Raw genomic sequence first — 24,259 nt, forward strand, 5'->3', positions numbered from 1 at the left:
TTTTGAGAGAATCGTCGTTCAAAACCTTGCGTCTTCATCGGCCCGCGTCCTGTAGGGGCGAAGCATTCGGGCAATAACCTATCGGTGAAACCGTAGATTTTCTATCCGAATGCTTCGCCCGTACTTTTTCAGCAGACCCTACTTAGTATTAGATATGTGTAATTAATTGTGTCTAGCTACTTATCCATTATGTGCCAAAATTCAATAAGCGAGAGCGCCTTTATCCCTAACCAAAAAGGAAGGCTTTTAAACCTTCCTTACCATAGAATTGGTCATTTATTTATTGACGTTTGCGAGCCAATAAACCCAGAGAACCCACCGCTAATAAGCCTAAAACGGTGCCTGGTTCGGGGGTTGTCTGTATCTGGGCAGGTTGAATGGTCCAGTTAGCAGCAACGATATTACCTGATACATTGGTCAAACTGACATCGTTGTTGAAATTATTAGTAACGTAAACGCCATTGCCCCCATTCACGAACCATGCGTTAGGTGTTTGTGTAGAATTGGTTGAGACGACATTGACATTAGAGACATCACTCCAATTAGAAGGAACAGCCGTTAACTGTCCTGAGGCATTGGTGACAAAACTTCCTGTGCTAACAGTCAACCCATTACCACCAACCCCATTAGGATCAAAGGTAGTAACGTGGGCTCCATTACCAAAATTGAAGGTGACACTCACAATGTTGCTGGCGTTCCATGTTTGGCTCAACAGGGAACTTCCCCCATTGTCAAGCTGATAGGTAATAACCGCAGTATTACCAGCAGCAACGTTATCGACACCAAAGTTTTCTGAAACAGTACCCGTATAGGTAGCGGTAAAAATGGCAGCATGGGCGGGAATGGCACTGAAAACGGCACAAGTCACCGCCGGAAGGCAAAGGGCTTTTAGCAGTTGATTAGTCATTTTTGATTAATTGACAAGTTAGTTTCATGGCTAAGAATGGGGAAAAATTGTTATTTATACCCCATAAATCATTGCTTAACAGCAATAAGCAGCCTCATTCTACCCCCCCCCGAATTTGTCAAGTATTCTCCGTTTTTTATTGATGAATCTGGAAAAAAAGCCCATCAGGGAGAGACTGGAAGGATTCGCCAAGGAAACATCTTAAATTAATCGGTAATGATTAAGATTGCGCTATTTTAGGGGTTAGGGGGGAGCAAAACGTCCTCATCTTAGCGGGTACTGCTATAAAATAAGAGCATGAAAACTGACACGATTTTTTATCAACTCTTTCAATCATTCCCCTCTATCTTCTTTGAATTAATTCAACTCCCTATCACCGAAGCCAAGGCATGAGTAGAAAACGGGTTTCTCGGAGAAACCCGTTTTCTGTGCGTTATTCAACGGATTTAGTATGAGGTGCAATTTCAAGAAGATGAGGCTTTTTATCAGCGCTTTTTCACCGAAATCTTCTTATATCTCAGTAAAACCGACTTAACCAATGATTGGCGGGGTGTGATTGTCTATCCTAACCCTCAAGTAGAAACCGATAAAGTTCAACGCTATCGGGAACTCCTCAACTCCGAGCGAGTGAGACGGATTTATCTGAATGAATTAGAAAACATTCCTCAAACTTCCATTGGTTTAGCCACAGTGCAATTAATCACCCTATCTAAAGCAAAAGCGATTGATAAGTAGGTAGGCACAATTATTTGTAGGATGGGTTAGCGGTAGCGTAACCCATGCGGGCGTTGGGTTTCATGCTTCAACCCAACCTACGTTCATTTTATATTTAATTCCACCCACCTACTTAGCACCCGAAAATTAATCCAAAGAGTGCGGGAAGAATTAACCCCCGACCAAAAACCCCAAGAACTCTTACAATTAATAGAGACGATTCTTGTTTATAAGTTACCGCTTCTTAATCGTCGGGAGATAGAAACTATGTTTAGTTTAGATGAATTAAAACAAACTCAGTATTTTCAAGATGTGCGCGAGGAAGCGCGTCAGGAAGGCAGACTAAACAAAGCACTAGAGGCTGTTCCTCGTTTGTTAGCCTTAGGGTTAAGCGTTGAGCAAGTCGCATCCGCCTTAGAATTAGAGGTTAAACAGGTTAGATCTATACAAAAAGGGACATAAAAAAAGCGCTCGCCTTGTCAAATAAGAGCATGAAAACTGACACGATTTTTTATCAACTCTTTCAATCATTCCCCTCTATCTTCTTTGAATTAATTCAACTCCCCATCAACGAAGCCAATAACTACCGCTTTGACTCAGTGGAAGTCAAACAACTTTCCTTTCGTCTTGATGGAGTCTTTCTGCCTCAAAATAATAACCTGAGATTTCATCGTCAAACCGGGGTTGGGACGAGGATAAAGTTTATCGCCTCACCCAACCTTAACTTACCAACGATTTAAGAAACTGCCACCATTACCCCAGCGCGGTCGGGAATTAAAGAAACCACCACCGTCAGACCAACCATTGCGCCAGGGCCGCGCATTAACGAAACTACCACCGCGACCATCTCCCCAACCACCGACACGACTATTCACCCAACCGCGACCGCGACCATCTCCCCAGCCTAAAGCTTGTAAACTAGGATCGGCAGTATCTTCCGGCAGTTGGTTAACTCGTTCGCGTACAGCGCTAGATAGACGACTTAAACGCGCTTCAATGGGATTAGCCTCGTCTGAGGCGGCCTGAGCGGTGCTAGTCAGACCGAAAGCAGATAAAGCGAGAAGAAAGCCGACTAAACCAGTTTTATTGCTGATATTCACCTGAATTTATGCTCCTATTTGGCTTCTTGGGGATTAATTTGGGCGTGTTCGATAACTTTGAAGGCAAAAAACCCCTTTAATAATTCTGGGGGGATGGGAACCATGCCTTGACTACCGAACCAGCGATCGATTTGACTAACGGTGGCCGTATCATTGGTGATGTAATCCTGCATCATTTTGACAATGGCATAGTTGACATCATCCAAAAAAGTAGAGTTATTTTCGGGAACCATGCAAGCAATGCCAAAATTAGCTAGAGCTTCTTCGGGGACGATTTCGTAGATTTTAGGGTTATCTCTGAGGATTGTTCCCGCTAAAGAAATGCTATCCCCCGCTATTGCGTCGATTTTACCGGTTTTTAAAGCTTCGATCGCTTCTTCTACGGTGCTGTAGGTAGTAACAATTGTCGCTTGCGGTTGTACTAATTTAATCACATCCACGGCCGCGGAAGTGGGAATCAAGGCGATACGTTTACCGATTAGGGATTGAGGAGTGGAGAGATTGCTACCTTTTTTGGCTAAAATCCTAATCCCAGAAATGCTGTAACTGATGGAAAAATCGACCACTTTCGCCCTTTCCCAAGTAAAAGCCGTACTACAAGCGATATCGATTTCCCCGCTACGAATGAGGTTAATTTTCTCTCCGGGTTGGTTAGCTTCCACCATTTGCAGGGTGACGGGACGACCGAGACGAGTTTCCAGTCGTTTTCTAATTCGTTCCAACACATCCATAGAATAGCCGACTAATTCCCCCTTCTCATTGACGTAGGAGTAGGGAATCGCATCAAAACGGGTTCCTACGGTCAAAAATCCCGTGCGAGCCACTTTTTCCACCACTGTTTCCGCTAAACCTGCGCTGGCGAGGAACATAGGCAATATGCAACCTAGTCCCACTAACTGTAAAATTTTCTTCATAAATCGAGTGCTTACTCCCGTACAAACATAACTATACTAGAAGTCGCTAAAAAATCTTCAAGGTTTCCATAATAATTTCTGTGAACTTTTACAAATTAGATGGCGGTTCAAGGCGAATTAATTGACCGTTACCTTCATCGGTGAGCAGGTATAAAAATCCGTCGGGACTTTGACGCACATCCCGCACCCTCTGACCGATGGGAATCGCTTCTTGATTGATAATTTCACCCGATTTATCCATTTCCAGACGGCGAATATCCCTGGAAACTAAACCACCGGCGAATAAATTTCCCTGCCAATTAGGAAAGCGATTACCAGTATAAAAGACCAATCCCGAAGGAGCGATCGCTGGTGTCCAAATTGTTTTCGGATCGATCAGACCGGGGCGATATCTTTCGCCGGAAACTGGGTTATTAGTGCCGTACTCTTGACTAGCAGAAACCACTGGCCAACCGTAATTTTTACCTTTTTCAATTAAATTTAATTCATCCCCTCCTTTCGCTCCGTGTTCTGTTGCCCAGACTCTTCTAGTCATCGGATCGAAGCTGATTCCTTGAATATTCCGATGGCCATAACTCCAAATTTTAGAACCGGCGAAAGGATTATCTTTAGGGAGAGAACCATCGTCATTGATGCGGATAATTTTACCTAATTGACTTTGCAGATTTTGGGACTGTTTTCTAATTAAATCTCCCGCTAATTGTAGGGGAGGATTACCCCCGTCCCCAATCGCTACCAATAAAGTGCCATCCGGTAGCCATAATAACCGCGAACCGAAGTGTTGAGAGCCGGTTTTTGCCTGGGAAACTTCAAAAATAACCCGCACATCTCGCAAACTTGTACCATCATAAACCGCACGAGCGACGCGGGTACGATTAGCCTCCCGGTCTCCGTGAGCATAAGTTAGATAAATCCAGCGATTTTGGGCAAATTGGGGATGAATTGCCACATCGAGCAGTCCTCCTTGTCCGACGGCAAAAACTTCGGGAACTCCAGCGATGGCTTTTGGGTCTAATTTGCCCTCTCTAACCACTCTTAAACGACCGGGGCGCTCTGTGATGAGGATTTCCCCGTTAGGTAGCCAAACCATCGACCAAGGATGCTCTAAACCCTCGATTACGGTCACTTTTTGCCATTGATTGGTCTGGGAATTATTCGCCGAAGTTAATACATTTGCACCTTGACAACTGGAGATAATTATAGTAAGCAAAACGCTAGATACTAAAGGCGAGAAAATGCGATTGAGAGAATTAAGCATTAGTTGGTAACTCCCCAAGTTTTCAGCAGATAAATATAATTATATCGACTCCATTTTGAGGAGTTGTTTTAGAAAAGTTAAGAGATTTTGTAGTGATGGTATTTGCGTTGAAGTTTGCTCACTAATCCACCGATCATCGGAAATAGTGCGGTCATTAAAGGGATAGGGACTAATTATTTTAAATACTTTCCGTTTTTTCTGACTTGCTTTTATAAGTATCTTGAGTCAGATAGCGGATACGAGATTTCAGAAATTCAGCGACTCCATAAATTTCATCAAGACTGTCTATATTGGTGGTTGCTTCTTTACCAGTTTCGACGTTATCGGGAATACTGATTGATTTCTTGCCAGTTTTTTCATGGAAGCGCAGACGACAGACTGTTTTGGTTACTTTTCCATCTAAGTTGATACCAAAATAACTTCTAGTGTCTTTGAATTGAATGCGTGCGGTATTGATTTCTTCCCGTAGAATTGATTTAATAATGTAAAATCCTTCCAATTCTTCGGGGGTCGTATTAATTTTATCTTCCCCTGTTTCTTCTGGTGGAGTATCTTCTGCTGCTGGTGTATCAGGAGGATTTGGTTCGGGTTCTTTTCCTAAAACTTCCTCAAATTTTTCTTTGATGATATCATTGATATACTCTTTGAGAGAACGCTTAATAATTTCTTTGAATTTTTCGACAACCGATGCAGTTCTCACCCCAGAATACACATGACTAACAAAAAACTTAACAAATTCGGGGGAAGGATCATTTAATTGCTGGGCAATCACTTTTTTAACTTCTTTTGTGTGCAATAAATTGCGAGCAACCTCTTCTAGTTCGTCAGAATTAAAGCTAGATTTAGAAAATCGTTTTAATTCGTTAACAGAAGAGTCGTCAAAGTCGAGAATGTTAAACTCAAAAAATGGCTTATCGTCCATGATATTATCCTTGACGATATCCGTATAAAACCGATAGATAATCCCATTAGTTAAAACTCCAAAGTTAGCTCCAGTTGCGTTAAAATATCGATGCAGTTGGGAACTATGTTTAGGATGCTCAAGATTTTGATGACAGCTTTTACATTCCATCAAAATAATCGGTTGATTGTCCAAACAAATAGCATAATCTACTTTTTCTCCTTTTAATCCAGTTAAATCTGCACTATATTCGGGGTGAACTTCCATGGGATTGAATACATCGTAACCCCATGCTTGCAAAAAAGGCATAATAAAAGCTGTTTTGGTTGCCTGTTCGTTTTGGATTTGAGAACAAGAGGTTTCAACTTTTTGAGCAATTGCTTTGAGTTTATCGATTTCCATGATAGCCTCATTATCTAGGATGTGTGGGTTCTCAGCCTAACCATAATTTAACCTTTTTTTTACCTCATGGTCAAGCATTTTTTACTGTCATCATTATTAATTCACAAATATTTACACTAATCCCGTCCCGTTCATATCGGCTCTCTTAGGTTTGGTGGGTAAAATGTATTCTAAGATACAGTCCTGCTGGCGCGGGAGTGAAAGGAACCACAGAGACACAGAGGACACAAAGATCGATCCTATGTAAGTTAAACTTATCACACAGAACCTAGAAGAGCCTCATATCTTTTGTGCTATCATTTCTAGGGACGGGTTATTTTTAATAATGTCCCCATTTGATCAAAGACAATGCTTGCTTTAGAACAGCTTTATGAACGGGAGTACGACCGCTGGTTAAGCGAGACGATCGAGTTATTAAAAAATCGTCAGTTAGATAAGTTAGATTACGAACATTTAATCGAGGAGTTGGCAGCTTGGGGACGAAGGGAAAAAACTGCTGTTAAAAGTTTAAGTTTACAAATAATAATCCATCTCCTACTCTATCAATTTTGGACGACAGAAAGAGAAAGAAATAGTAATCATTTGGCGGCAGAGATGATCACTTTTCGAGTACAATTAGAAGATAAGCTCACCACCGATTTAAGCAAATTTCTAGAACTAGAGTTAGAAAATATCTATGAAAACGCTCGCTTAATTGCCGAAAAAAAGACAGGATTAAAAAATGTACCGATAATTTGTCCCTACTCTCTGACACAAATTCTTGAGAAACAGTGGTTTCCCGATATAGATAATCAATAAACTCTCAAAAATATGGAATCTCACAACAGTAAACCGATTATAATTGCCGAAGCGGTGGAAAAATGGTACGATAACCGCTTTCATGCTTTGCGGGGAGTCAATCTCACCGTTAATAAACAGGAAGTTGTCGTGATTATGGGTCCGTCCGGTTCAGGAAAATCCACCTTTATTCGCACTTTTAACGGGTTGGAATCCTATCAAAAAGGTCGCATTATTATTGACGGGATAACTGTGTCCCACAACCTGAAAAATATCGAGGCAATCCGTCAGGAAGTCGGGATGGTTTTTCAACAATTTAACCTCTTTCCCCATCTGACGGTATTAGATAATGTCACCCTCGGGCCGATGTGGGTGCGCGGTTGGAAAAAAGCGCAAGCGGAGGAAATAGCGACAAAACTCCTCGAAAAAGTTGGTATTCTCGAACAAGCGCTTAAATATCCCCCTCAGTTATCGGGAGGACAACAGCAACGGGTGGCGATCGTTCGCGCTTTGGCCATGCAGCCGAAGGTGATGTTATTCGATGAACCCACCTCAGCTTTAGACCCAGAAATGGTGCGAGAAGTCTTGGAAACGATGCAAAGTTTAGCCAAATCGGGGATGACCATGGTTTGTGTCACCCACGAGGTAGGATTCGCGCGAGAAGTGGCCGATCGAGTGGTATTTATGGATCAGGGTTTAATTTTGGAAATTGCCCCCCCAGCAGAATTTTTTAATCATCCCCAATCCGATCGAACTCAGCAATTTTTAGCAAAAATTCTTTGATTTTCCATGACTTGATGAGGCTGCATCTCAATTTTGTCGAAATATCTATATTAGATTTGGGCGCACGCGATGCGCCCCTACCATTGGTGCGATAATATTATTGTAGGGGCGAATTGCATTCGCCCTCTTTGAATAACTTCTGCTGCTCACCATAAGTAAGAGAAAGTCACATATAGGAGATGCAGCCCTTGATCATTAAACCATCTCTTTTTCTTCTTCTACCTCCACTAAAAGGGGAACGAGATTTTCATTTAAACGACCGGCTCGAATTAATTCTGCATAGGTATTAGCTTCGATATCGAGTAAAGTATCTTGAAATTGTTCGGCCACCACATCTTTTAATTGTGGGTGTTCCTGTAGTAATTTTTGCAACTGATCCCCCAGGGACTTTAATTGTCCTTCCACCAGGGTTTTTTTATAGCGATAAAATTCGGGATCGATATCGGGAAAACGTTCTGGTTGTTGCAGATAATTAGACACCCTAGTTAAAGCAATTTGACGAGCAATTAGGGCCGAATATTCGGTGCGAATCGGTTGATCACCAATAAGATCGAGGAAATTTAACAGCCATTGTATAGATAATCCTTGCACCAATAAAGTAAATAAAACCACCCCAAAAACCACGTCAATAATTTCTTGACGATAGGGGATAGACGTGGGAACACTTAACGCTAGGGCGATCGAAACGGAACCGCGCAATCCTCCCCACCATAACACCGTTCTTTCCTTGAAACTGATCTTATTGCCCGTAATTAGGTTACTAATTCCCCCTAGTCCAAAAATTGAGAACAGACGGGAAACCACCATAGCAGCGATCGCTATTAAAATCCCCGTTAAGTGACTACCAAGACTCTCAAAACGGGTTTGATCGCCGATCAGTAAAAAGATGATGGAATTGACAAAAAAGGCGATAAATTCCCAAAATTCGCTAACTACCAAGCGCGTGCGGGGACTCATACCAATGCGCGAACCGAGATTACCGAGAATAATCCCGACAATTACCACCCCAATCACACCAGAGCCGCCTAATTTTTCCGTGACGAGATAGGTTCCATAGGCAGAAACTAGAGTCAGAGACTGTTCCACAAAAGGCAAATCAAAGCGTTGGGTAAGGTAGGAAATGCCGAAACCGATCACGCAACCCACACCGATGCCAATCCCCACAAAGGTGCAGAAACGAGCGATCGTCACGGGAATTGAGAAGGTATCGACTCCCAAGGGAATCCCCACCAAGAGGACGAAAGCGACCACAGCGACCCCATCATTAAAGAGACTTTCCCCTTCCATCAGGATCGTCAGTTTTTTACTGGCCCCCAATTCTTTAAATAGGGCAATTACAGAGACGGGATCGGTGGCAGCTAGGGCAGCCCCCAACAGAAACGCGATCGATAGGGGTAAATTAGCAAAGATATGTAGGGGATAGGCAACTCCCAAAACGGAGATAATCACCCCGATAACGGCAAAAAGGACGATAGTAACCCAATATTCCTTTAATTTAGCCCAGGGAATATTCCAAGCGGCTTCAAATAACAGAGGAGGCAGAAAAATTTCCAGAATTAATTCCGGGGAAAGATTAACCAAACGCAAATCTAAAAAAGCTAAACCCATACCGACAATAACTAACAGCAGGGTGTAGGGAATTTTGCGGAGGAAGGCAACAGTTCTCGATAAAGTGGCGACACTCAAGGAAATGGTCAAAACCAGCAGGAATTGCTCTAAATTATGGGCGATCGCTTCGTTAGCAGTAGATTCTAGGGTCATTAGTTATCAGGGATGAAGGGATGGGAGGTGGGGAAGTGGGGTGATGGGGAAAGTGGGGAGACCACTTCGTGCGCGTTGCGGGGGGAAAGTGGGGAGGTGGGGGAATTTCAACTAATACCCTATTTTTAGTTATCAGGGATGAAGGGATGGGAGGTGGGGAAGTGGGGTGATGGGGAAAGTGGGGAGACCACTTTGTGCGCGTTGCGGGGGGGAAGTGGGGAGGTGGGGGAATTTCAACTAATACCCTAAAACCCTAAAACCCCAAAACCCCAATACCCCAAAACCCTAATACCCTAATACCCCAAAACCCCAAAACCCCAAAATCTAACACCCTAGTCATTCCCAGACTGAGGAGAGATTTTCAAAGAGGAAATGGCCCCTTCTTCTATGGGGGTTTCTGATGTATTCCTTTCCCCACCCAGAGAGGGAGTTTTACTATTGCCAGAACCGCCACTTTTCGGGGGTTTTGAGGAGAGGAATCGGGCCTCGAACTGTTTGATCAGCACATACAAAACCGGGACGAGAAATAAACTCAACACCGTCGAAATCAGATAACCGCCTAAAATTGCAGTTCCCAGGGACCAACGACTCATCGCTCCGGCGCCGGAAGCGATAACCAAGGGCAAGAAACCGACTAAACCGGAAATAGCCGTCATCAGAATTGGTCTTAAGCGTTCCGTCGAGGCCCGGGCCGCCGCATCGGGAATACTTAAACCCAAAGTACGGGACTGGTTAGCGAATTCCACGATTAAAATCGCATTTTTTGCCGCTAAACCGATCAACATGACCAAAGCCACCTGAGCATAGATATTATTGTTCACCGTCGGGAAGAGACTACCCACTTGTAGTAAATTCGCCCGCAACAGTATGGCCCCCATGGCACCCAGGATCGCTAGGGGAACGGTAATCATGATGATAATCGGGTCAATGTAGCTTTCGTACTGGGCTGCGAGGACAAGGAAAACCACAATAAAGGCTAATCCGAAGATCACTGGGGCAGCCCCGGCAGAAGTTTTTTCTTGGAAAGCTGTACCCGTCCAAGCGTAACCGAAACCGGGCTGCAGGACTTTCCGACAGACATCTTCCATCACTGCGATCGCCTGTCCCGTACTAAAACCGGGAGCGGGATTACCCTGAACGTTAATCGAGGGATAGAGGTTAAAGTTAGTGATAATCGGTGGATAGGTGAAGCGTTTGACGCTAACTAAACCCGATAGGGGAATATTGGCCCCGGTACGGGAACGGACGTAAAGACGGTTAATATCTTCGGGATTAGAACGATAATCCGCTTCTGCTTGGGCAAAGACTCGATACAAGCGATCGCCTAGGACGAATTGGTTGACGAAGTTGGAACCGAGATAGGTTTGCAGGGTACCGAAAACGGACTGCATATCGACGTTTTGCGCCTGTAGCTGGTTGCGATTGATGGAAAGTTCCAGCATCGGCGTGTCGGTGGTAAATTGGGTGAAAATTCCCGATAATTCCGGTCTTTTTCGGGCCTCGGCCATGACGTTATTAGCGTTGGCAATCAAAGCGTCCATGGGGAAAGAAGCGCGGTTTTGGATAAATAACTCGAAACCGCCGGTAGAACTTAATCCATCCACAGGGGGCGCATTAACGGCGAAAGCGCGAGCATCTCGGACTTTAGTGGCTAATTGTTGGTTAATTTTCCTGAGAACCCCGAAAACTGACTTATCTTCCCCGGGCCGTTCCGACCATTCTTTTAACTTGACAAAAAATAGCCCTTGGTTGCTGCCACTTCCGGCAAAACTAAAGCCCGCCATACCGACAAAGTGTTCCACTTCTTCGATACCGGCGAGAATTTCTTCGTTAATCTGACGGATAACCCGGTCGGTGTAGCGCAGGGAAACCCCGGGGGGTGCTTGCACCAAAACGAAGGCATAACCTTGGTCTTCTTCGGGGATAAAACCCTGGGGAGTGGTGTTGTAACTCCAAGCTGTGAGAAAGAGGGCGGCGATAAAGAAGGGTAAGACTAGAAACCGAACTCGGATCAGAAATTCGATCGAGCGTCGATAACCTTCTTTAACTGCGTTGAAACCTCGATTAAAGCCCTCGAAAAACAGTCCCAAGGGTCCGCGGGTGGCTTGGGGCGGTTTCATGATAATCGCCGACATGGTGGGGGAAAAACTGAGGGCGTTAAAGGTGGAGATCAGAATTGAAGCGGAGATGATGACGGCAAATTGTCGATAAACGATCCCCACCGTACCGGGGAAGAAGGTGACGGGAATAAAAACCGCAAATAGTACAAGGGAACTGGCAATTACCGCCGAGGTTAACTCACCCATGGCATCGAGGGAAGCTTGAAATGGCCGCATTCCCTGTCGTAATTTTTCCGATACCGCCTCTACAACCACGATCCCGTCGTCCACCACTAACCCGGTGGCTAGAATGACGGCAAACAAGGAGAGGTTATTGAGAGAATAGCCTAAAGCGAGGGCGACGGCCATGGTTCCGATCAAAGATACGGGAATAGCGATCGCCGGAATGATCGTGGTGCGCCAATCCTGAAGGAAGATAAAAATGACTAGAATAACCAGTAAAATCGCCTCCACCAGAGTGCCAACGGCTTCTTCGAGGGAGGCGGCCACAAAGGCGGTATTATCGAGGGTAATGGCGATATTTAACCCCGGGGGGAAACTCGGTTCTAGTTCCGCCATTTTCTCTTTTACCAGTTTGGCAGTATTCCAAGCGTTGGAACCGGGCAACTGATAGACGATATAGACGACGGCGGGGGATTTGTCGAAATAGGCGGCGGTACTGTAGTTTTCGGCTCCGATTTCTGCCCGTCCCACGTCTTTAATGCGGATTAAATCGCCATTTTCCCCGACTTTGACGACAATATTTTCCGCTTCCTCCCCGGTGGCAACCCTACCAACGGCGCGAATGGCGATCTGGAATTGCTGATCTTCGGGACTGGGATCACCGCCAATTGTCCCCGCACCCACCTGAATATTCTGTTCTCGGATTGCCTGTACTACTTCGTTCGCCGATACACCCCTAGCGGCTAAAGCATCGGGATTAAGCCAAAAACGCAGGGCGTATTCCCTCTCACCGATGATGGTTGTACTACCAACCCCCTCGATCCGGCGAATCTCGGCATCGATGACTCGATCGACAAAGTTACTTAAAAAGATCGTATCGTAGGGATAATTGCCCTTTTCGTCTGGTTTGGCGGAAATCCCGTAGGCAAGGGTAACGCTGGGGGATTGGGTATTGGTAGTCACCCCCTGCCGGTTCACTTCTTCCGGTAAACTAGCAGCGGCGGTACTGACGCGGTTTTGTACCAAGACTTGGGCAATGTTACGATCCATTTCCACCGGGAAAAAGACATTCACCGTACTTTGTCCTGTGTTGGTACTCTGGGACTGCATATAAACAATCTGTTCTGTCCCGTTAATCTGGCGATCGAGTACCGTGGTAACGTTATCCTGTACGGTTTTGGCATCGGTTCCCAAATAGTTGGCATTTACCGCTACCTGAATAAATGCCAACTGGGGCAGTTTTTCTAGGGGTAAAAAGGGAATGGCGATCGCTCCGATCAAAACGATTAAAATCGAGCAAACTGTGGTCAGAACGGGTCTTTTAATGAAAGTATCGGCAATGCTAAGGATCATAGGGCGTTACTGGTTCATTTTTTCTAGGATAGTTGCGGCAGTGGGAGATTTACGAGTTAGATAGTTAAATATTAATAGTTTAAAGATTGTATCTAGGATAACGGGAACAGTGGCCACAAACAAGCTAATAAATGTAATATTCTCGCGCCAACCAAAGTGTCGGAACAAAGTTTCTAAGATTACCGTCCAACCCTCCGCCGAGTGAAACCCGACAAATATATCGGTAAAGAGGATAAAGATAAAGGCTTTGGTGATATCATTTAAGCTGAGAAAATAACGACTAACATAGGCTCGCGTAATCGCCAATTGTTGACGACCAAAAATTAAGATGGCAATAAAGGCTATTAATCCAGTAATATCGGAGAGTAAGTTTTTCCAACCATCTTGACTTTCATAACCCGCTTCTCTGAATAATTCCTCCACCTGTTCCCGAAAGGTTTCTTCTGATTCATGCCCTGCTTTTGCTACTCCTAAAACCTGCTTGATTTCTTTAATTTCTTGAAGTCGAGCAAATTCCCTGAGATATTTTTCACCAATTTCCTGAGAAATATAAACTTCTGATATCTTCGCTCTATCCACACCCAAATAGTTTAAAACAGGGCTAAAAATAAAGTTTCTACTAATAACCTGTACCGATAGAGGAACTAAAATAATAATCAGGATAAAACGAATAGCAATACGTTGCTGCTGTCGCAGGGTACGGAGTTGTTTGATGACAGTTTGTTCGTATTCGGGGGTTAATTCTTGCTGGAAGTTAAAAAATTTATTACTGGTTGCAGGAGAAATTATCTGGTTATCTTTATCCCTGGGTTTATCACTGGTGAGATTGGTATTAGGCAGATTTGGGGTTTGATTATTCGGTAATGGGGGCAGCAATTCCCCTAAATCTAGGCGATATTTACCGATAATATCCTCGATCGCCTTTAAAGTCTCTAGGATGTTATTATTTTCTGGGCTAGTTTGCGGATTAAAAAAATTAGCCAGACGCACTTGAGTTAAATCGAGACGTATCTGGAACAATTCTCGCTCTAGGGTACTTTGAAAGTAATCATAAACACTTTTTCCTCCCACGGCAGCCGGGGAAATTTTTTGTCCCCCAAAATGTTTATCTTCGATCGCTTTAATTTTCAGCGCTCTCTGATAAGCTGATTCTAGGGACCCTAAAGAGCGTCTTTCTACCCATTGATTAACTCGATTCCAAGGCACGGCTATAATCCTCGCTTTTCTGTCATCACAATCACCACGGTAAGCTATCAGCGTTGGCTAGATATCTACTTTCGAGAAATATCCATAATATTACATTTTGAGCGCAGGTGATGCACTCCCACCATTGAGGAAATGATATTATTGTAGGGGCGAATTGCCTTCGCCCTCTTTTACAGCGTTTCTCATCAAAATAAAGTGTAATCTAATTTGTTATCGACCACCGATGACTGACTCCCTAAAACGAAAACCTCCTAGCTCTCCATTAAGATAACTGATCTAATTAGGGTCTGCTGAAAAAGTTTTTCCTGGGGGTTAGGAGTCAGGAGTCAGGAGTCAAGAGTCAGTAGCCGGTCGTTTCGGGCTTTGTTGCCCTTGTTTTTTGTACCAATTTATGTACTATAAAAAGGATAATGCAAGGTTTTTGAAAGTCCCAATCCTATTTTCGCAGCATGAACATCGGACTTTAACAGGTCAAAAGCCTTATTTTCAAAGGGTTTTACCATTATTCAGCAAGTCCTAATTAAACTTAGCAATAACTTTTAGACATTGAATGCTCCTCGACAAATAAACTATAGTTACTTTGAAAGATTTCAGGGGTAAATCTATTAGCCTGTTGCCGACAACTTTCTGGAGCAATTATATCACCGTGATCGACAAAATATTTAACCGCTTCCAGCAAAGATTGGGGATTTTGTTCCCCAAAAAGTAATCCTGTTCCCTGGGGAGAATTTTCCCGCAGATCCCGCACGGTTTCTAAAGCACCTCCGGCAGCAAATGCAATCACGGGAGTACCACAAGCTTGCGCTTCCACTAAAGCAATACCAAAATCCTCACAGGCAGCATAAATAAACGCTTTTGCTTTCGACATATATTCTGCTACCATTCGATCAGAAACCGCACCTAAAATCTGAATATTATCCTTAGCTAACTGTCGAATTAAAGCCATCTGTGGACCATCTCCAATAACCACTAGGGGGAATCCCAATTGATTAAATGCCTCCACAATTAAAGGGACTTTTTTATAACTAACCAAACGAGATACGACTAAATAAAAATCTTCTTTTTTCTCTTGGTAGGGAAAACGCTCGATTTGTACGGGAGGATAAATAACTTTTGCCTCCCGTCGATAACAGCGCCAAATTCGTCTAGCGGTGTGGTGGGAATTAGCTAGAAAATAGTCCACACGATTAGCAGAAATCACATCCCACTGACGCAAACCATGCAAGAGATAACGGGTGAAAATACCGGGTAATCCCTGTCCTAACTTACTATTAGCCAGATAGTCAAAAGTTAAATCCCAAGCATAACGCATCGGACTGTGACAGTAACAAATGTGAACCTGATCCGGTCGAATTAAAACCCCTTTAGCCACACAATGGGAGGAGGATAAAACTACATCATAATCCTCTAAATTTAACTGCTCGATCGCTAGGGGAAGAAAAGGTAAGTATTTTTGGACGCCATTTCTCGCTTTCGGGAAATTTTGCAGAAAAGTTGTCCCGATCGAGCGACCATAGAGATAACTATCGGGATTAGTGGACTCAAAATCGATCAAAGCGTATAAATCCGCCTCTAGACATTGTAAAATCTCCTTAACCACTAATTCCGATCCCCCCGTCGCTTTTGGGGTTAACCACTCGTGAACCAGAGCGTACTTCATAGGATAATCAATAATCTCAGCCGTAATTATAGCAGTAAGGGATCGGCAGTTTAAAAGTTCGCTTTCTGGCTTTCTCTTCGCCAAAATTACCAACACATATCCGATCACGGTAGAAACCCCTAGGAAGAAATTATTAAATTTTTCAAGAAAAATTGCAAAGTTTAGTAAAAATTACTAGCAAGATCAGATGGTCGACTCTATACTATAATGGGGATCAAGGAAAAAATAGGTTTAAACCGATTGGGATCAAGAAAAACTAGCTTTACATACAGAAGATAACTAATTAATGAGGTTTGCTATGATCACCCTGCAACAAGTACGCTGTCCTAATTGTGGAAATTTTGCCGAAAGACAGCATATTTTAGAACACCATCTCGTTAGCACCGCCTGTTCTCACTGTGATTATCTGTTAGTTAGTTGCAGTCTCACAGGAAATGTACTAGAGTGCTATGCACCCGGTATTGGTTTAAGAAATTAACACTGCCCCCTAGCCAGATCGAAAATGTCTTGTCAAAATAGAGTGGAGAAGACAAAATCAAGGAGCTAAGTAGCTATGGGGGGTAATTTCTTCAAGGGAGCGATCGCCCTGGGGGTAATAGCGGGGATTATGGGATTTACCAATCCCCCCCAAGAACTTTACAGCGAATACGCCGCCGAAAAACTCCTCGCTCATGCCGACAAAATCGCTTGCGAGAAAATCAGTCTCTGTGGCTCGATCGATTCTTTGCCGGTGGCAGCCAGAAATGTGATCAAAAATCAAATCTTAAAACCAGCGATCGAAACCTCTAGTCAACGGCAAAATCTAGGTGTGTTCAGTATCTACACCACAGAAGTACCAGGGGTAGCTAAAATTAGAACTCTTGGCGCTTTTGGGCATTTCTTGACTTTCTCGGAGACTTAGGTGAGATTACTGCCAGTTTAACGGCTACCAGCTTAATAATGAGTTAAGATGATCGTGTTAACCCGCGATTTGAGCGATAGAGTAGTCAAGAATACAGATTAATCCTGCCTAACCGTGTCTAATTTTCTGCCTAGTCTCCGAGAAGCGATCGCCCGTTGGTGGTCCGAATTCACTCTCCAAACTAAATTAATGGCTGCGGCTACTTTAGCCGTTTCTTTGTTGATGAGTGGTTTAACCTTTTGGGCGGTTAACACGATCCAGCAGGATGTCCGTCTCAATGATACCCGTTTTGGCCGGGATTTAGGGCTGTTATTAGCCGCGAATGTCTCCCCCCTCATTGCTGAGGACAATTTAACTGATTTAGCCCGTTTTTCAGCCCGTTTTTATAGTAGTACCTCCAGTGTTCGTTATTTGATCTACGCTAACGAGGAGGGCGAAATATTTTTCGGTATTCCCTATTCTACCGCCGAAGTTAAGAACTCCCTGACGATCGAGCGTCGCATTCAATTACCGGAAAATTATGGCGAAAATGGGGAAACTCCCCTCATCCGTCAGCATAAAACCCCCGACGGTGAAGTAACCGATGTCTTTGTTCCCTTGAATCATGAAGGCAAATATTTGGGAGTATTGGCGATCGGGATCAATCCTAACGCTATTGTGGTGGCTTCTTCTAATCTAACCCGTGATGTTACTATTGCCGTTTTTGTCTCGATTTGGGCGATGGTGATTCTCGGGGCAGTTTTTAATGCTTTAACTATCACCAAACCGATCAAGGAGTTATTAGTCGGGGTCAAAAATATTGCAGCGGGAAATTTTAAGCAGCGCATTGATTTACCCTTGGGAGGAGAGTTAGGGGAATTAATTCTCAGTTTTAATGAAATGGCGGAAAAGTTAGAACGATACGAAGAACAAAATATCGAAGAAATGACCGCCGAAAAAGCCAAACTAGATACGTTAATGTCCACTATTGCTGATGGAGCAATTCTCTTAGATACTAACTTTCAATTATTATTAATTAATCCAGCGGCTCGGGAAATATTTGGCTGGGAAGATCAGGAAATTATCGGTCAAAATGTTCTACATCTTTTTCCTTCGGAGTTAACGGTTAAACTAACTAAACCTCTCTATCAAATTGCGGCAGGAGAAACCCTCCAACCAGAAGAATCCGCTAATCAAAATCAGAAAAATGCTGTTATTGATCAGGAAAATAATAACTATTCCCCGGCGGAATTTAGATTATCTTTAACTCACCCGAAACCCTGCACAATTCGCATTTTGTTAACTCAGGTATTCGATCAATATCGGGAGAATGTCCGGGGAATTGCTATGACGCTACAGGATATTACCAGAGAAACAGAATTAAATGAGGCAAAAAGTCAATTTATTAGCAATGTTTCCCATGAGTTAAGAACCCCTTTATTTAACATCAAATCTTTTATTGAAACCCTGACAGAATTTGGTGAGGATCTCAGCGATACAGAAAAAAGAGAGTTTTTAGAAACCGCCAACCATGAAACCGATCGCTTAACTCGTTTGGTTAATGATGTTCTCGATCTTTCTCGGTTAGAATCCTCCCGTAACTATAACTTAGACGCGCTCGATATCGGACAATTAATCGAACAAACCCTAAGAACCTATCAACTCAATGCTAGGGATAAAGGACTAGAATTAAGCTCGGAAATTGAAGCCAATTTACTACCAATTTTAGGCCATTATGATCTACTTTTACAGGTATTAACTAATCTAGTCGGTAACTCCCTAAAATTTACTCCTGCTGGCGGTAAAGTGGTGATTCGTGCCTATAAAATCAGCAAAGATAATCCCCAAGAAACTCTCAAAATTCGCGTGGAAGTATCCGATACTGGTATTGGCATTGATGCCGAGGATCAAGGTGCCATATTTGATCGCTTCTATCGGGTAGAAAATCGCGTTCATACCCTAGAAGGGACGGGATTAGGATTATCGATTGTCAAAAATATTATCGAAAAACACTATAGTCAAATTCATTTGATTAGTGAAGTGGGAATTGGCACAACTTTCTGGTTCGATCTAGATCTATATCAAGGCTCGATCGCCAGCAAGAAAATTAACGACGTGAGTTTATAAAAGCCAGGGCAATACTGCCCAAAATCAGGGTTAATAATAGCAATAATCCCTTATTTCTGAGACACCAATTTTTAAAAACCCTAGGGAGAGGGAGAGGAGGAATTTTTTCGGCTATTATTTGGCTATTTTTGTATAAAGTGCAGCTGGTAGCGTAGGGACGTTGGGGAAAATTACAGCTATCATCGCCATGGTAGAGACAAGTTTCGCACAAAAACTTGCCAGTGACAGCTTGATGCAGGGTCATGCCGGGATGACCATAAGCCTTTAAAATATTAGAACAGTAGGGACATTGTAAGGCCTGACTATCGACCTTGTGTTGACAACGAGGACAGGCAATCATAATCGCTTTTCCCTTTGAGGATTGTCATTGCTGATAATCATAGACTATAAGTAGTTGAGTGTTAAAAACTGTCAGATACCCCCCTTATCAAGGGTAGATCCCCCCGCCTATCGGCACCCCCCTTATTAAGGGGGATCCCCCCGCCTATCGGCACCCCCCTTATCAAGGGGGGCAGGGGGGATCGAACCTAAAATCCATTTTTAATTTAATTATAACCAGCTACTTAGATTGTTTCATCGGACTTCTTGAGGGATTTAACTTTTAACTGAAATTTTACCAGAAGTCCTGAGCTTTTAGCGATGGGATGAATGGCGCCCAACAGATAGACAATTACCCAAAACTATAGCATTTATCTTAGTGATGAGGTACAAAATTTTCCTTTTGGGAAGTCGGTAGTCGATACCAAATTAGGTTACACTTCATCTAGTTATGAGAAACGCTGTCATAACTGATGTAGCGAGCCTAAATGAAAGGTAAACGTCCTCTTCTAGAGCCTACCGATTCACGAGTCAATTAGGCACACTATAACTAATAACTGATAATCGATAACTGATAATGTTGGTTCCCCTTACCCGTCAATCGATCGAGCAAATTGTCCCGATTATCGCCACAGGTCCCCAGTACGCTCACTATTGGGGTAAATGGTCTGATTTTCTGCGCCGTTTATTTATTTCTATCATCGCTCTCACCGCAGCTTGGTTAATCGGTAATTTATTCGGCCCAGGTGGTTTAACAATTAAACTAATTTTCGACATTATCGCCGGTTTATATTGGCTCTGGGGTCCGGTTTATTGGGCCAGTGTTCGCAATAATACCTATCGTCGTCTTCCCTACGGGGGATTTTGGCGCGGTCGCGTTTTCGATGCTTTTGTAACCGAGGAATTAATCGGGGAAGAAGAAAGGGTCAATAAACGCGGGGAATTAGAGATTATCGAAAATCGCCAACGCTGTATTAATCTAGAAATCGGTGATCAAACTGGCTTTTCGGCGATCGTTCGCGCTCCCCTCAAACGCATCCATAAATCGATCCGTCCCGGAATGGTGGCCGAAGCTTTGTTAATGTCTCGAGATCCCGATTTAGGGGATATCAATCAACTTTCTGATGTCCATCTTCCCCAACTCGACCAGTGGATAGGGGAATATCCTGTGCTGCGACGGGATATTTTTCAGCAAGTTAGTCGCGAATTAGGAGGGGGAAAAGAACCCCGGCCAAAACCTTCTCGTTATCCTAATAATGTCATCCGAAGACGCAAAACCCGTTAAGGGTTCGGCGATCGCTGAAAAAACACCGGTTTCTCGGCTATCAATGAATAATAATCAATTAAATGGTCTATTTACATATTTTAGTCCATTTAATCCTTATTTTTGCCGTTTTTGAACCATCAAAAATTAATTATGCAGGAGGTTCAATATAATGTTAATTGAGCTTAGAAGGAGATAAATTGATGACGGCATCCTATGAGCAAGACTTTGGACTTTGGGCCGAACAAATGGCCGATTTATTAGCCTCTGGTCGGTTTTCCGAGTTAGATATTGAGAATTTAGTCGAAGAGGTGCGGGATTTGTCGAAACGGGAGCGCGATCGCTTACTCGCTAGTCTAAGATTAATTTTGCATCATTTATTAAAGTGGGACTATCAACCTCAACGGCGATCGCACAGTTGGTTGGGAACTATTCAACGAGAAAGAGCTAATATTAGGCTTTATTTGGACGATAGCCCCAGTTTAAGGCGATATTTAACCGATGAAAGCCTATTTAAACTCTATGCTGTTGCTTGTTCCGATGCCTTTAGAGAGACGGGATTAGAGTTTCCCCCCGTTTGTCCCTACGGTATTGAGGATATTTTAAATCGTTCTCTTCATTTGTCGGAATGATAGGCGAATCTCCTCACCTAACGACTGTATCTTAGAATACATTGTGCCTACCAAAACCAGCCGAAACCCCTAGTGATTTTCTTCTTCTCTATTTTCAATATTTATTGCTGACATTTCTGAAGGCAAAGGAGTTGCTAAACGAATATTGACATCAATCATCAATTGATTTTTTTCAATCTTTATATTCGCTCTTTTCACAACAATGAAGGCAGAAATAGAATCACTGGCATCGTATTCAAGAGAAAAATCTCTTTTATAACCAGCGTCCTCTAACCATTCAGCAATATTACGCCAATTCTCTACCTTGCCATTATTATTACCCACCAGTTCTTTAACGTATTGATAGAGTGTAGTACATAAATCTACCTCAACGCCTTTACGACTCTTCTTGAGTTTTTCAGCAATTTCTGTGGGACTATAACCGCAGAGTAATCCTTGTAAATGTTTTTTTTCAGTAGGAGTCAGTCGCTTTCCCTTAACAGAAGCAAGATCAAGATAAAGAGTTTCTAAGTCCCATTGACTCATAGCTCGGGAAAAAGGGTCATTATTGGTATCCATAAATTTTTGCCTAAAAATTTCCTAGTCAGATTCTAGCATAATTCCTAGTGTTGACTAATTGAATGATGTAGAACTATAACTTATTGTAAATGATTAGTAAACAACCACTTTTTAATTGAGGTAATTAAATATGCCTAGTTATACTCCTCCTACCAGTTATACTGGTACTAAAAATGGCGATATAATCTACGGATCTGCTCAAAATGATTATATTTTTGGGGCTGGTGGGCGTGATCATTTATATGGCGGTCTTGGAAATGATACTCTTGCGGGAGGTGAAGGAAATGACTATCTTGATGGAGGCGATGGTGACGATATTTTGCAAGGATCGGACACTCTTAATTATTACTACGGCATCCCCGGTCTAACTGTCCCAGAATATGATACTTTAGTTGGAGGTGCGGGTCGTGATACATTTGTAATTGGGAATAATCGAGGTAATCTTAATATGGGACCAGGTTATGCAGTAATAGCTGATTTTACCTCTTTTGTTGATCGCATTCAAGTTAAAGTAAGTGGAGTATCTGCAGTAACTGGTATTACTCTTAAAAAACAAAATATGGTTGGAGGAGGTGCTTCAGATACACTTATTTATAATGGTACAGATTTGATAGCAGTTGTTCAAGATAATAGTAGTTTACAATTAAATAGTAGTTATTTTAACTTTGTTTAATGCAACTATCAGATTTTTTAGGGTGCGTTAGGTGGCCACCAATTCTGTTAAAAAACCAAAATCAATAATCCGCGCCCCACGTACCAACTTTGTCATTAAATTGGCGCGTTACGCTTACGCTAACGCACCCTACGAATTAGCTTGTAGGGTGCGTGTTTGCGGCTACTAATTCTGTTAAAAAACCAAAATTAACAATCTGCACCCCATGCAGCAAATTTATTATTAAATTGGTGCATTATGCTTTCGCACTTTACACCCTAAGAGTGGTACGAAGTTGAAGGGTGATCGTTGGGAGCATCTCACCTTTGCAATAAGTAGAAATGCTTAATGAGATCAATAAAAAAGTTAAAAAAGGCAACCATTTAGATAAGCACAGCGATGACGAAGGACTTGCGGTACATTACCAGATTCCCAACTTGCACCAGTAATTTTAAGACGATGAGCAATTTGTTTAATTTTTGATTCGACGGAGCCAGAGCCAATGGAAATACCCTCTGCCTGCAAATAACCATAATTGACAATTCGATGTTTATGCTTGTTTAAATAAGTAATAAAATTTTCCACTTGCGGCTCTGACCATCCCTCAAAACAAGAGATAGCTGCGTCCACGTCCCCCTTCCTCAAGAAAACATTTTACCTCCTCAATTCGCTGGAATGACCCGCCAACTTTATAGAGGTTTTCGATTAAATGATACCAATCCAATATTTCAATTCTTTCCTGTTTCTCTCCGAGCTCACGAAATAAATTCCAGATACCATCATGTCCATCTCCTAAACAAATTAAAGGCTTGGCCAAAACTTGAGAATTAACCAAATCTAATAAAGCTGAGTTATCTTGAAAAAAAGCCGCTACCCCCAGTTGATGAAAACTCACTGCTTTATAATCACGCCAAATTAAGGCTTTTCCCTTGGCAGTTCTTAGTCGTACCTTACCGCCATCTAGGCTCATTTCTTCCACTTCTACTTCTGGGTTAGACGGTAATTCTTCAAAAGCCTAGCGATGTACGAGGCGTTGTTGGGTACTGTGAGAAACAGCAATCCCTGTCAATGATTTTATTTTCTGCGCCGATTTCTCGTAGGATTCATCGCCACTTAATAGCAAACAGTTCTTCTCTAACATTGGACTCATCTGAGTCCGAGACTTTATTTCTAATTTTTTCGCTTGTTTTTCTGTAATTGGTAATTCCCCCAAAATACTTTTCACTTTTCTCGTACGACCGGCAGTTTCTTCTGTGCTTGTTTTGACAAAAAAATACCGATTTCTGGGTTAACATAATGAATCATTAAATCTCTGACTGTCTCCTCTATCTCTCCCAAGTTATTAAATTTCTTAATTTGGGATTGCTCATAGAGACATTGCCCTAACTCTTGACATAACTCTTTAATTCTTTTTTCATTTTCTGATAACATTGAATTATTCCTCCCATCGAGAGCTATTCTGAATTGTAAGTTATAACTATTATAATCTCATTTCTCTTTGTGATCAAGTTGAAGATTTTCTAGTTTTTGACGGCTCTAAGTATTAATACTCATTGCATAAGTGAGATGCTCCCTAAAAACACTGCTCAAAGAAGAGTTACTTGAAGCAAAAATTGATAGAGATGCAGAGGTTATTAAGACAGCAGAAGAATTACTCAAGCAATTAAAACCTGAAGAATTTGCCGCAGGTAAGTATAATATTAATGTTGGTGGTGATATTAAGGGAATGGGGGGAGATGGCACTTTTAAGGGAATTGCAGGAGATATTAGTGGTGGAAATATTAGTCAGAACATTAATTAGTTGAGGATT

The 24,259-nt window shown here is 42.6% G+C and carries 20 protein-coding genes and 3 pseudogenes; 11 read left to right on the forward strand and 12 right to left on the reverse strand.

Going from position 1 to position 24,259, the window contains the following annotated elements:
- Positions 1-280: 280 nt before the first annotated feature.
- Positions 281-907 carry a PEP-CTERM sorting domain-containing protein gene (locus O9324_RS07275; protein ID WP_287629920.1) on the reverse strand — a complete coding sequence of 209 codons (627 nt, stop codon included), beginning with the start codon at positions 905-907 and terminating at the stop codon, positions 281-283.
- A 297-nt stretch (positions 908-1,204) separates the two neighbouring features.
- On the opposite strand from O9324_RS07275, the pseudogene O9324_RS07280 reads away from it, so the two are divergent.
- Together O9324_RS07280 and O9324_RS07285 are read left to right on the forward strand one after the other, a co-directional pair.
- Positions 1,205-2,083, forward strand: a pseudogene (locus O9324_RS07280) (Rpn family recombination-promoting nuclease/putative transposase).
- Positions 2,084-2,112: 29 nt separating this feature from the next.
- Positions 2,113-2,307: pseudogene (locus tag O9324_RS07285) on the forward strand (DUF2887 domain-containing protein); the annotation flags it as partial.
- A 39-nt stretch (positions 2,308-2,346) separates the two neighbouring features.
- On the opposite strand, the gene grrA reads toward O9324_RS07285, so the two are convergent.
- The 4 genes from grrA to O9324_RS07305 form a co-directional block, all read right to left on the reverse strand.
- Positions 2,347-2,721, reverse strand: coding sequence for a GrrA/OscA1 family cyclophane-containing rSAM-modified RiPP (grrA, locus tag O9324_RS07290; protein ID WP_287629919.1), 375 nt, complete (start codon positions 2,719-2,721; stop codon positions 2,347-2,349).
- Between the two features lie 14 nt (positions 2,722-2,735).
- Positions 2,736-3,635 carry an extracellular substrate binding-like orphan protein GrrP gene (gene grrP, locus O9324_RS07295; protein ID WP_287629918.1) on the reverse strand — a complete coding sequence of 300 codons (900 nt, stop codon included), beginning with the start codon at positions 3,633-3,635 and terminating at the stop codon, positions 2,736-2,738.
- A gap of 88 nt (positions 3,636-3,723) precedes the next feature.
- Complete coding sequence (locus O9324_RS07300) at positions 3,724-4,893, reverse strand: PQQ-dependent sugar dehydrogenase (RefSeq protein WP_288139846.1); 1,170 nt, start codon at positions 4,891-4,893, stop codon at positions 3,724-3,726.
- Between the two features lie 178 nt (positions 4,894-5,071).
- Positions 5,072-6,196 carry a type I restriction endonuclease gene (locus tag O9324_RS07305; protein WP_288139847.1) on the reverse strand — a complete coding sequence of 375 codons (1,125 nt, stop codon included), beginning with the start codon at positions 6,194-6,196 and terminating at the stop codon, positions 5,072-5,074.
- A 348-nt stretch (positions 6,197-6,544) separates the two neighbouring features.
- On the opposite strand from O9324_RS07305, the gene O9324_RS07310 reads away from it, so the two are divergent.
- Both O9324_RS07310 and O9324_RS07315 read left to right on the forward strand, forming a co-directional pair.
- Positions 6,545-6,994, forward strand: coding sequence for a DUF29 domain-containing protein (locus O9324_RS07310; RefSeq protein WP_288139848.1), 450 nt, complete (start codon positions 6,545-6,547; stop codon positions 6,992-6,994).
- Positions 6,995-7,006: 12 nt separating this feature from the next.
- Positions 7,007-7,756: an amino acid ABC transporter ATP-binding protein gene (locus O9324_RS07315; protein WP_288139849.1), complete on the forward strand. Its 750-nt coding sequence runs from the start codon at positions 7,007-7,009 to the stop codon at positions 7,754-7,756.
- Between the two features lie 195 nt (positions 7,757-7,951).
- On the opposite strand, the gene O9324_RS07320 is transcribed toward O9324_RS07315, so the two are convergent.
- The 4 genes from O9324_RS07320 to O9324_RS07335 form a co-directional block, all read right to left on the reverse strand.
- On the reverse strand, positions 7,952-9,517 hold the full coding sequence (locus O9324_RS07320; RefSeq protein ID WP_002765949.1) for a cation:proton antiporter: 1,566 nt from the start codon (positions 9,515-9,517) through the stop codon (positions 7,952-7,954).
- A gap of 332 nt (positions 9,518-9,849) precedes the next feature.
- Positions 9,850-13,152, reverse strand: a complete 3,303-nt coding sequence (locus O9324_RS07325) for an efflux RND transporter permease subunit (RefSeq protein ID WP_288139850.1) — start codon at positions 13,150-13,152, stop codon at positions 9,850-9,852.
- Between the two features lie 6 nt (positions 13,153-13,158).
- Positions 13,159-14,358 (reverse strand): proton extrusion protein PcxA, encoded by a 1,200-nt coding sequence (locus O9324_RS07330; RefSeq protein WP_288139851.1) that lies wholly within the window; start codon positions 14,356-14,358, stop codon positions 13,159-13,161.
- A gap of 526 nt (positions 14,359-14,884) precedes the next feature.
- Entirely contained in the window at positions 14,885-16,018 is a 1,134-nt protein-coding gene (locus O9324_RS07335; protein ID WP_288139852.1) for a glycosyltransferase, read from the reverse strand.
- A 298-nt stretch (positions 16,019-16,316) separates the two neighbouring features.
- Between O9324_RS07335 and O9324_RS07340 the strand changes: the two genes are divergently transcribed.
- The 3 genes from O9324_RS07340 (at position 16,317) to nblS (ending at position 19,025) form a co-directional block, all read left to right on the forward strand.
- Complete coding sequence (locus O9324_RS07340) at positions 16,317-16,496, forward strand: hypothetical protein (RefSeq protein WP_002738058.1); 180 nt, start codon at positions 16,317-16,319, stop codon at positions 16,494-16,496.
- A 75-nt stretch (positions 16,497-16,571) separates the two neighbouring features.
- Positions 16,572-16,919: a DUF4359 domain-containing protein gene (locus O9324_RS07345; RefSeq protein WP_002762448.1), complete on the forward strand. Its 348-nt coding sequence runs from the start codon at positions 16,572-16,574 to the stop codon at positions 16,917-16,919.
- A gap of 114 nt (positions 16,920-17,033) precedes the next feature.
- Positions 17,034-19,025: a two-component system sensor histidine kinase NblS gene (gene nblS, locus O9324_RS07350; protein ID WP_288139853.1), complete on the forward strand. Its 1,992-nt coding sequence runs from the start codon at positions 17,034-17,036 to the stop codon at positions 19,023-19,025.
- On the opposite strand, the gene O9324_RS07355 is transcribed toward nblS, so the two are convergent.
- The gene (locus O9324_RS07355; RefSeq protein WP_287629909.1) at positions 19,006-19,365 is read right to left on the reverse strand and encodes a hypothetical protein; all 360 of its coding nucleotides are present in this window, start codon (positions 19,363-19,365) and stop codon (positions 19,006-19,008) included. The two genes, nblS and O9324_RS07355, sit on opposite strands and share 20 nt — an antisense overlap.
- 555 nt (positions 19,366-19,920) lie before the next feature.
- Here O9324_RS07355 and O9324_RS07360 point away from each other — a divergent pair.
- Both O9324_RS07360 and O9324_RS07365 read left to right on the forward strand, forming a co-directional pair.
- The gene (locus O9324_RS07360; protein ID WP_288139854.1) at positions 19,921-20,628 is read left to right on the forward strand and encodes a DUF8619 family protein; all 708 of its coding nucleotides are present in this window, start codon (positions 19,921-19,923) and stop codon (positions 20,626-20,628) included.
- A 182-nt stretch (positions 20,629-20,810) separates the two neighbouring features.
- Positions 20,811-21,239, forward strand: coding sequence for a DUF29 domain-containing protein (locus O9324_RS07365; RefSeq protein WP_002755834.1), 429 nt, complete (start codon positions 20,811-20,813; stop codon positions 21,237-21,239).
- A 69-nt stretch (positions 21,240-21,308) separates the two neighbouring features.
- Here the strand turns inward: O9324_RS07365 and O9324_RS07370 are convergent, their stop codons facing one another.
- Positions 21,309-21,797: a helix-turn-helix transcriptional regulator gene (locus O9324_RS07370; protein WP_288139855.1), complete on the reverse strand. Its 489-nt coding sequence runs from the start codon at positions 21,795-21,797 to the stop codon at positions 21,309-21,311.
- Between the two features lie 130 nt (positions 21,798-21,927).
- Here O9324_RS07370 and O9324_RS07375 point away from each other — a divergent pair, with 130 nt between their 5' ends.
- On the forward strand, positions 21,928-22,470 hold the full coding sequence (locus O9324_RS07375) for a hemolysin (RefSeq protein ID WP_287627753.1): 543 nt from the start codon (positions 21,928-21,930) through the stop codon (positions 22,468-22,470).
- 345 nt (positions 22,471-22,815) lie between these two features.
- Here the strand turns inward: O9324_RS07375 and O9324_RS07380 are convergent.
- Positions 22,816-23,880 (reverse strand): annotated as a pseudogene (locus O9324_RS07380) (ISKra4 family transposase).
- Positions 23,881-24,010: 130 nt separating this feature from the next.
- Here O9324_RS07380 and O9324_RS07385 point away from each other — a divergent pair.
- Positions 24,011-24,250, forward strand: coding sequence for a Het-E N-terminal domain-containing protein (locus O9324_RS07385; protein WP_502846576.1), 240 nt, complete (start codon positions 24,011-24,013; stop codon positions 24,248-24,250).
- The last annotated feature ends 9 nt before the right edge of the window (positions 24,251-24,259 follow it).

The organism is Microcystis sp. LE19-84.1B (assembly GCF_027531875.1).
In the GTDB taxonomy this organism is placed as follows: domain Bacteria; phylum Cyanobacteriota; class Cyanobacteriia; order Cyanobacteriales; family Microcystaceae; genus Microcystis; species Microcystis panniformis.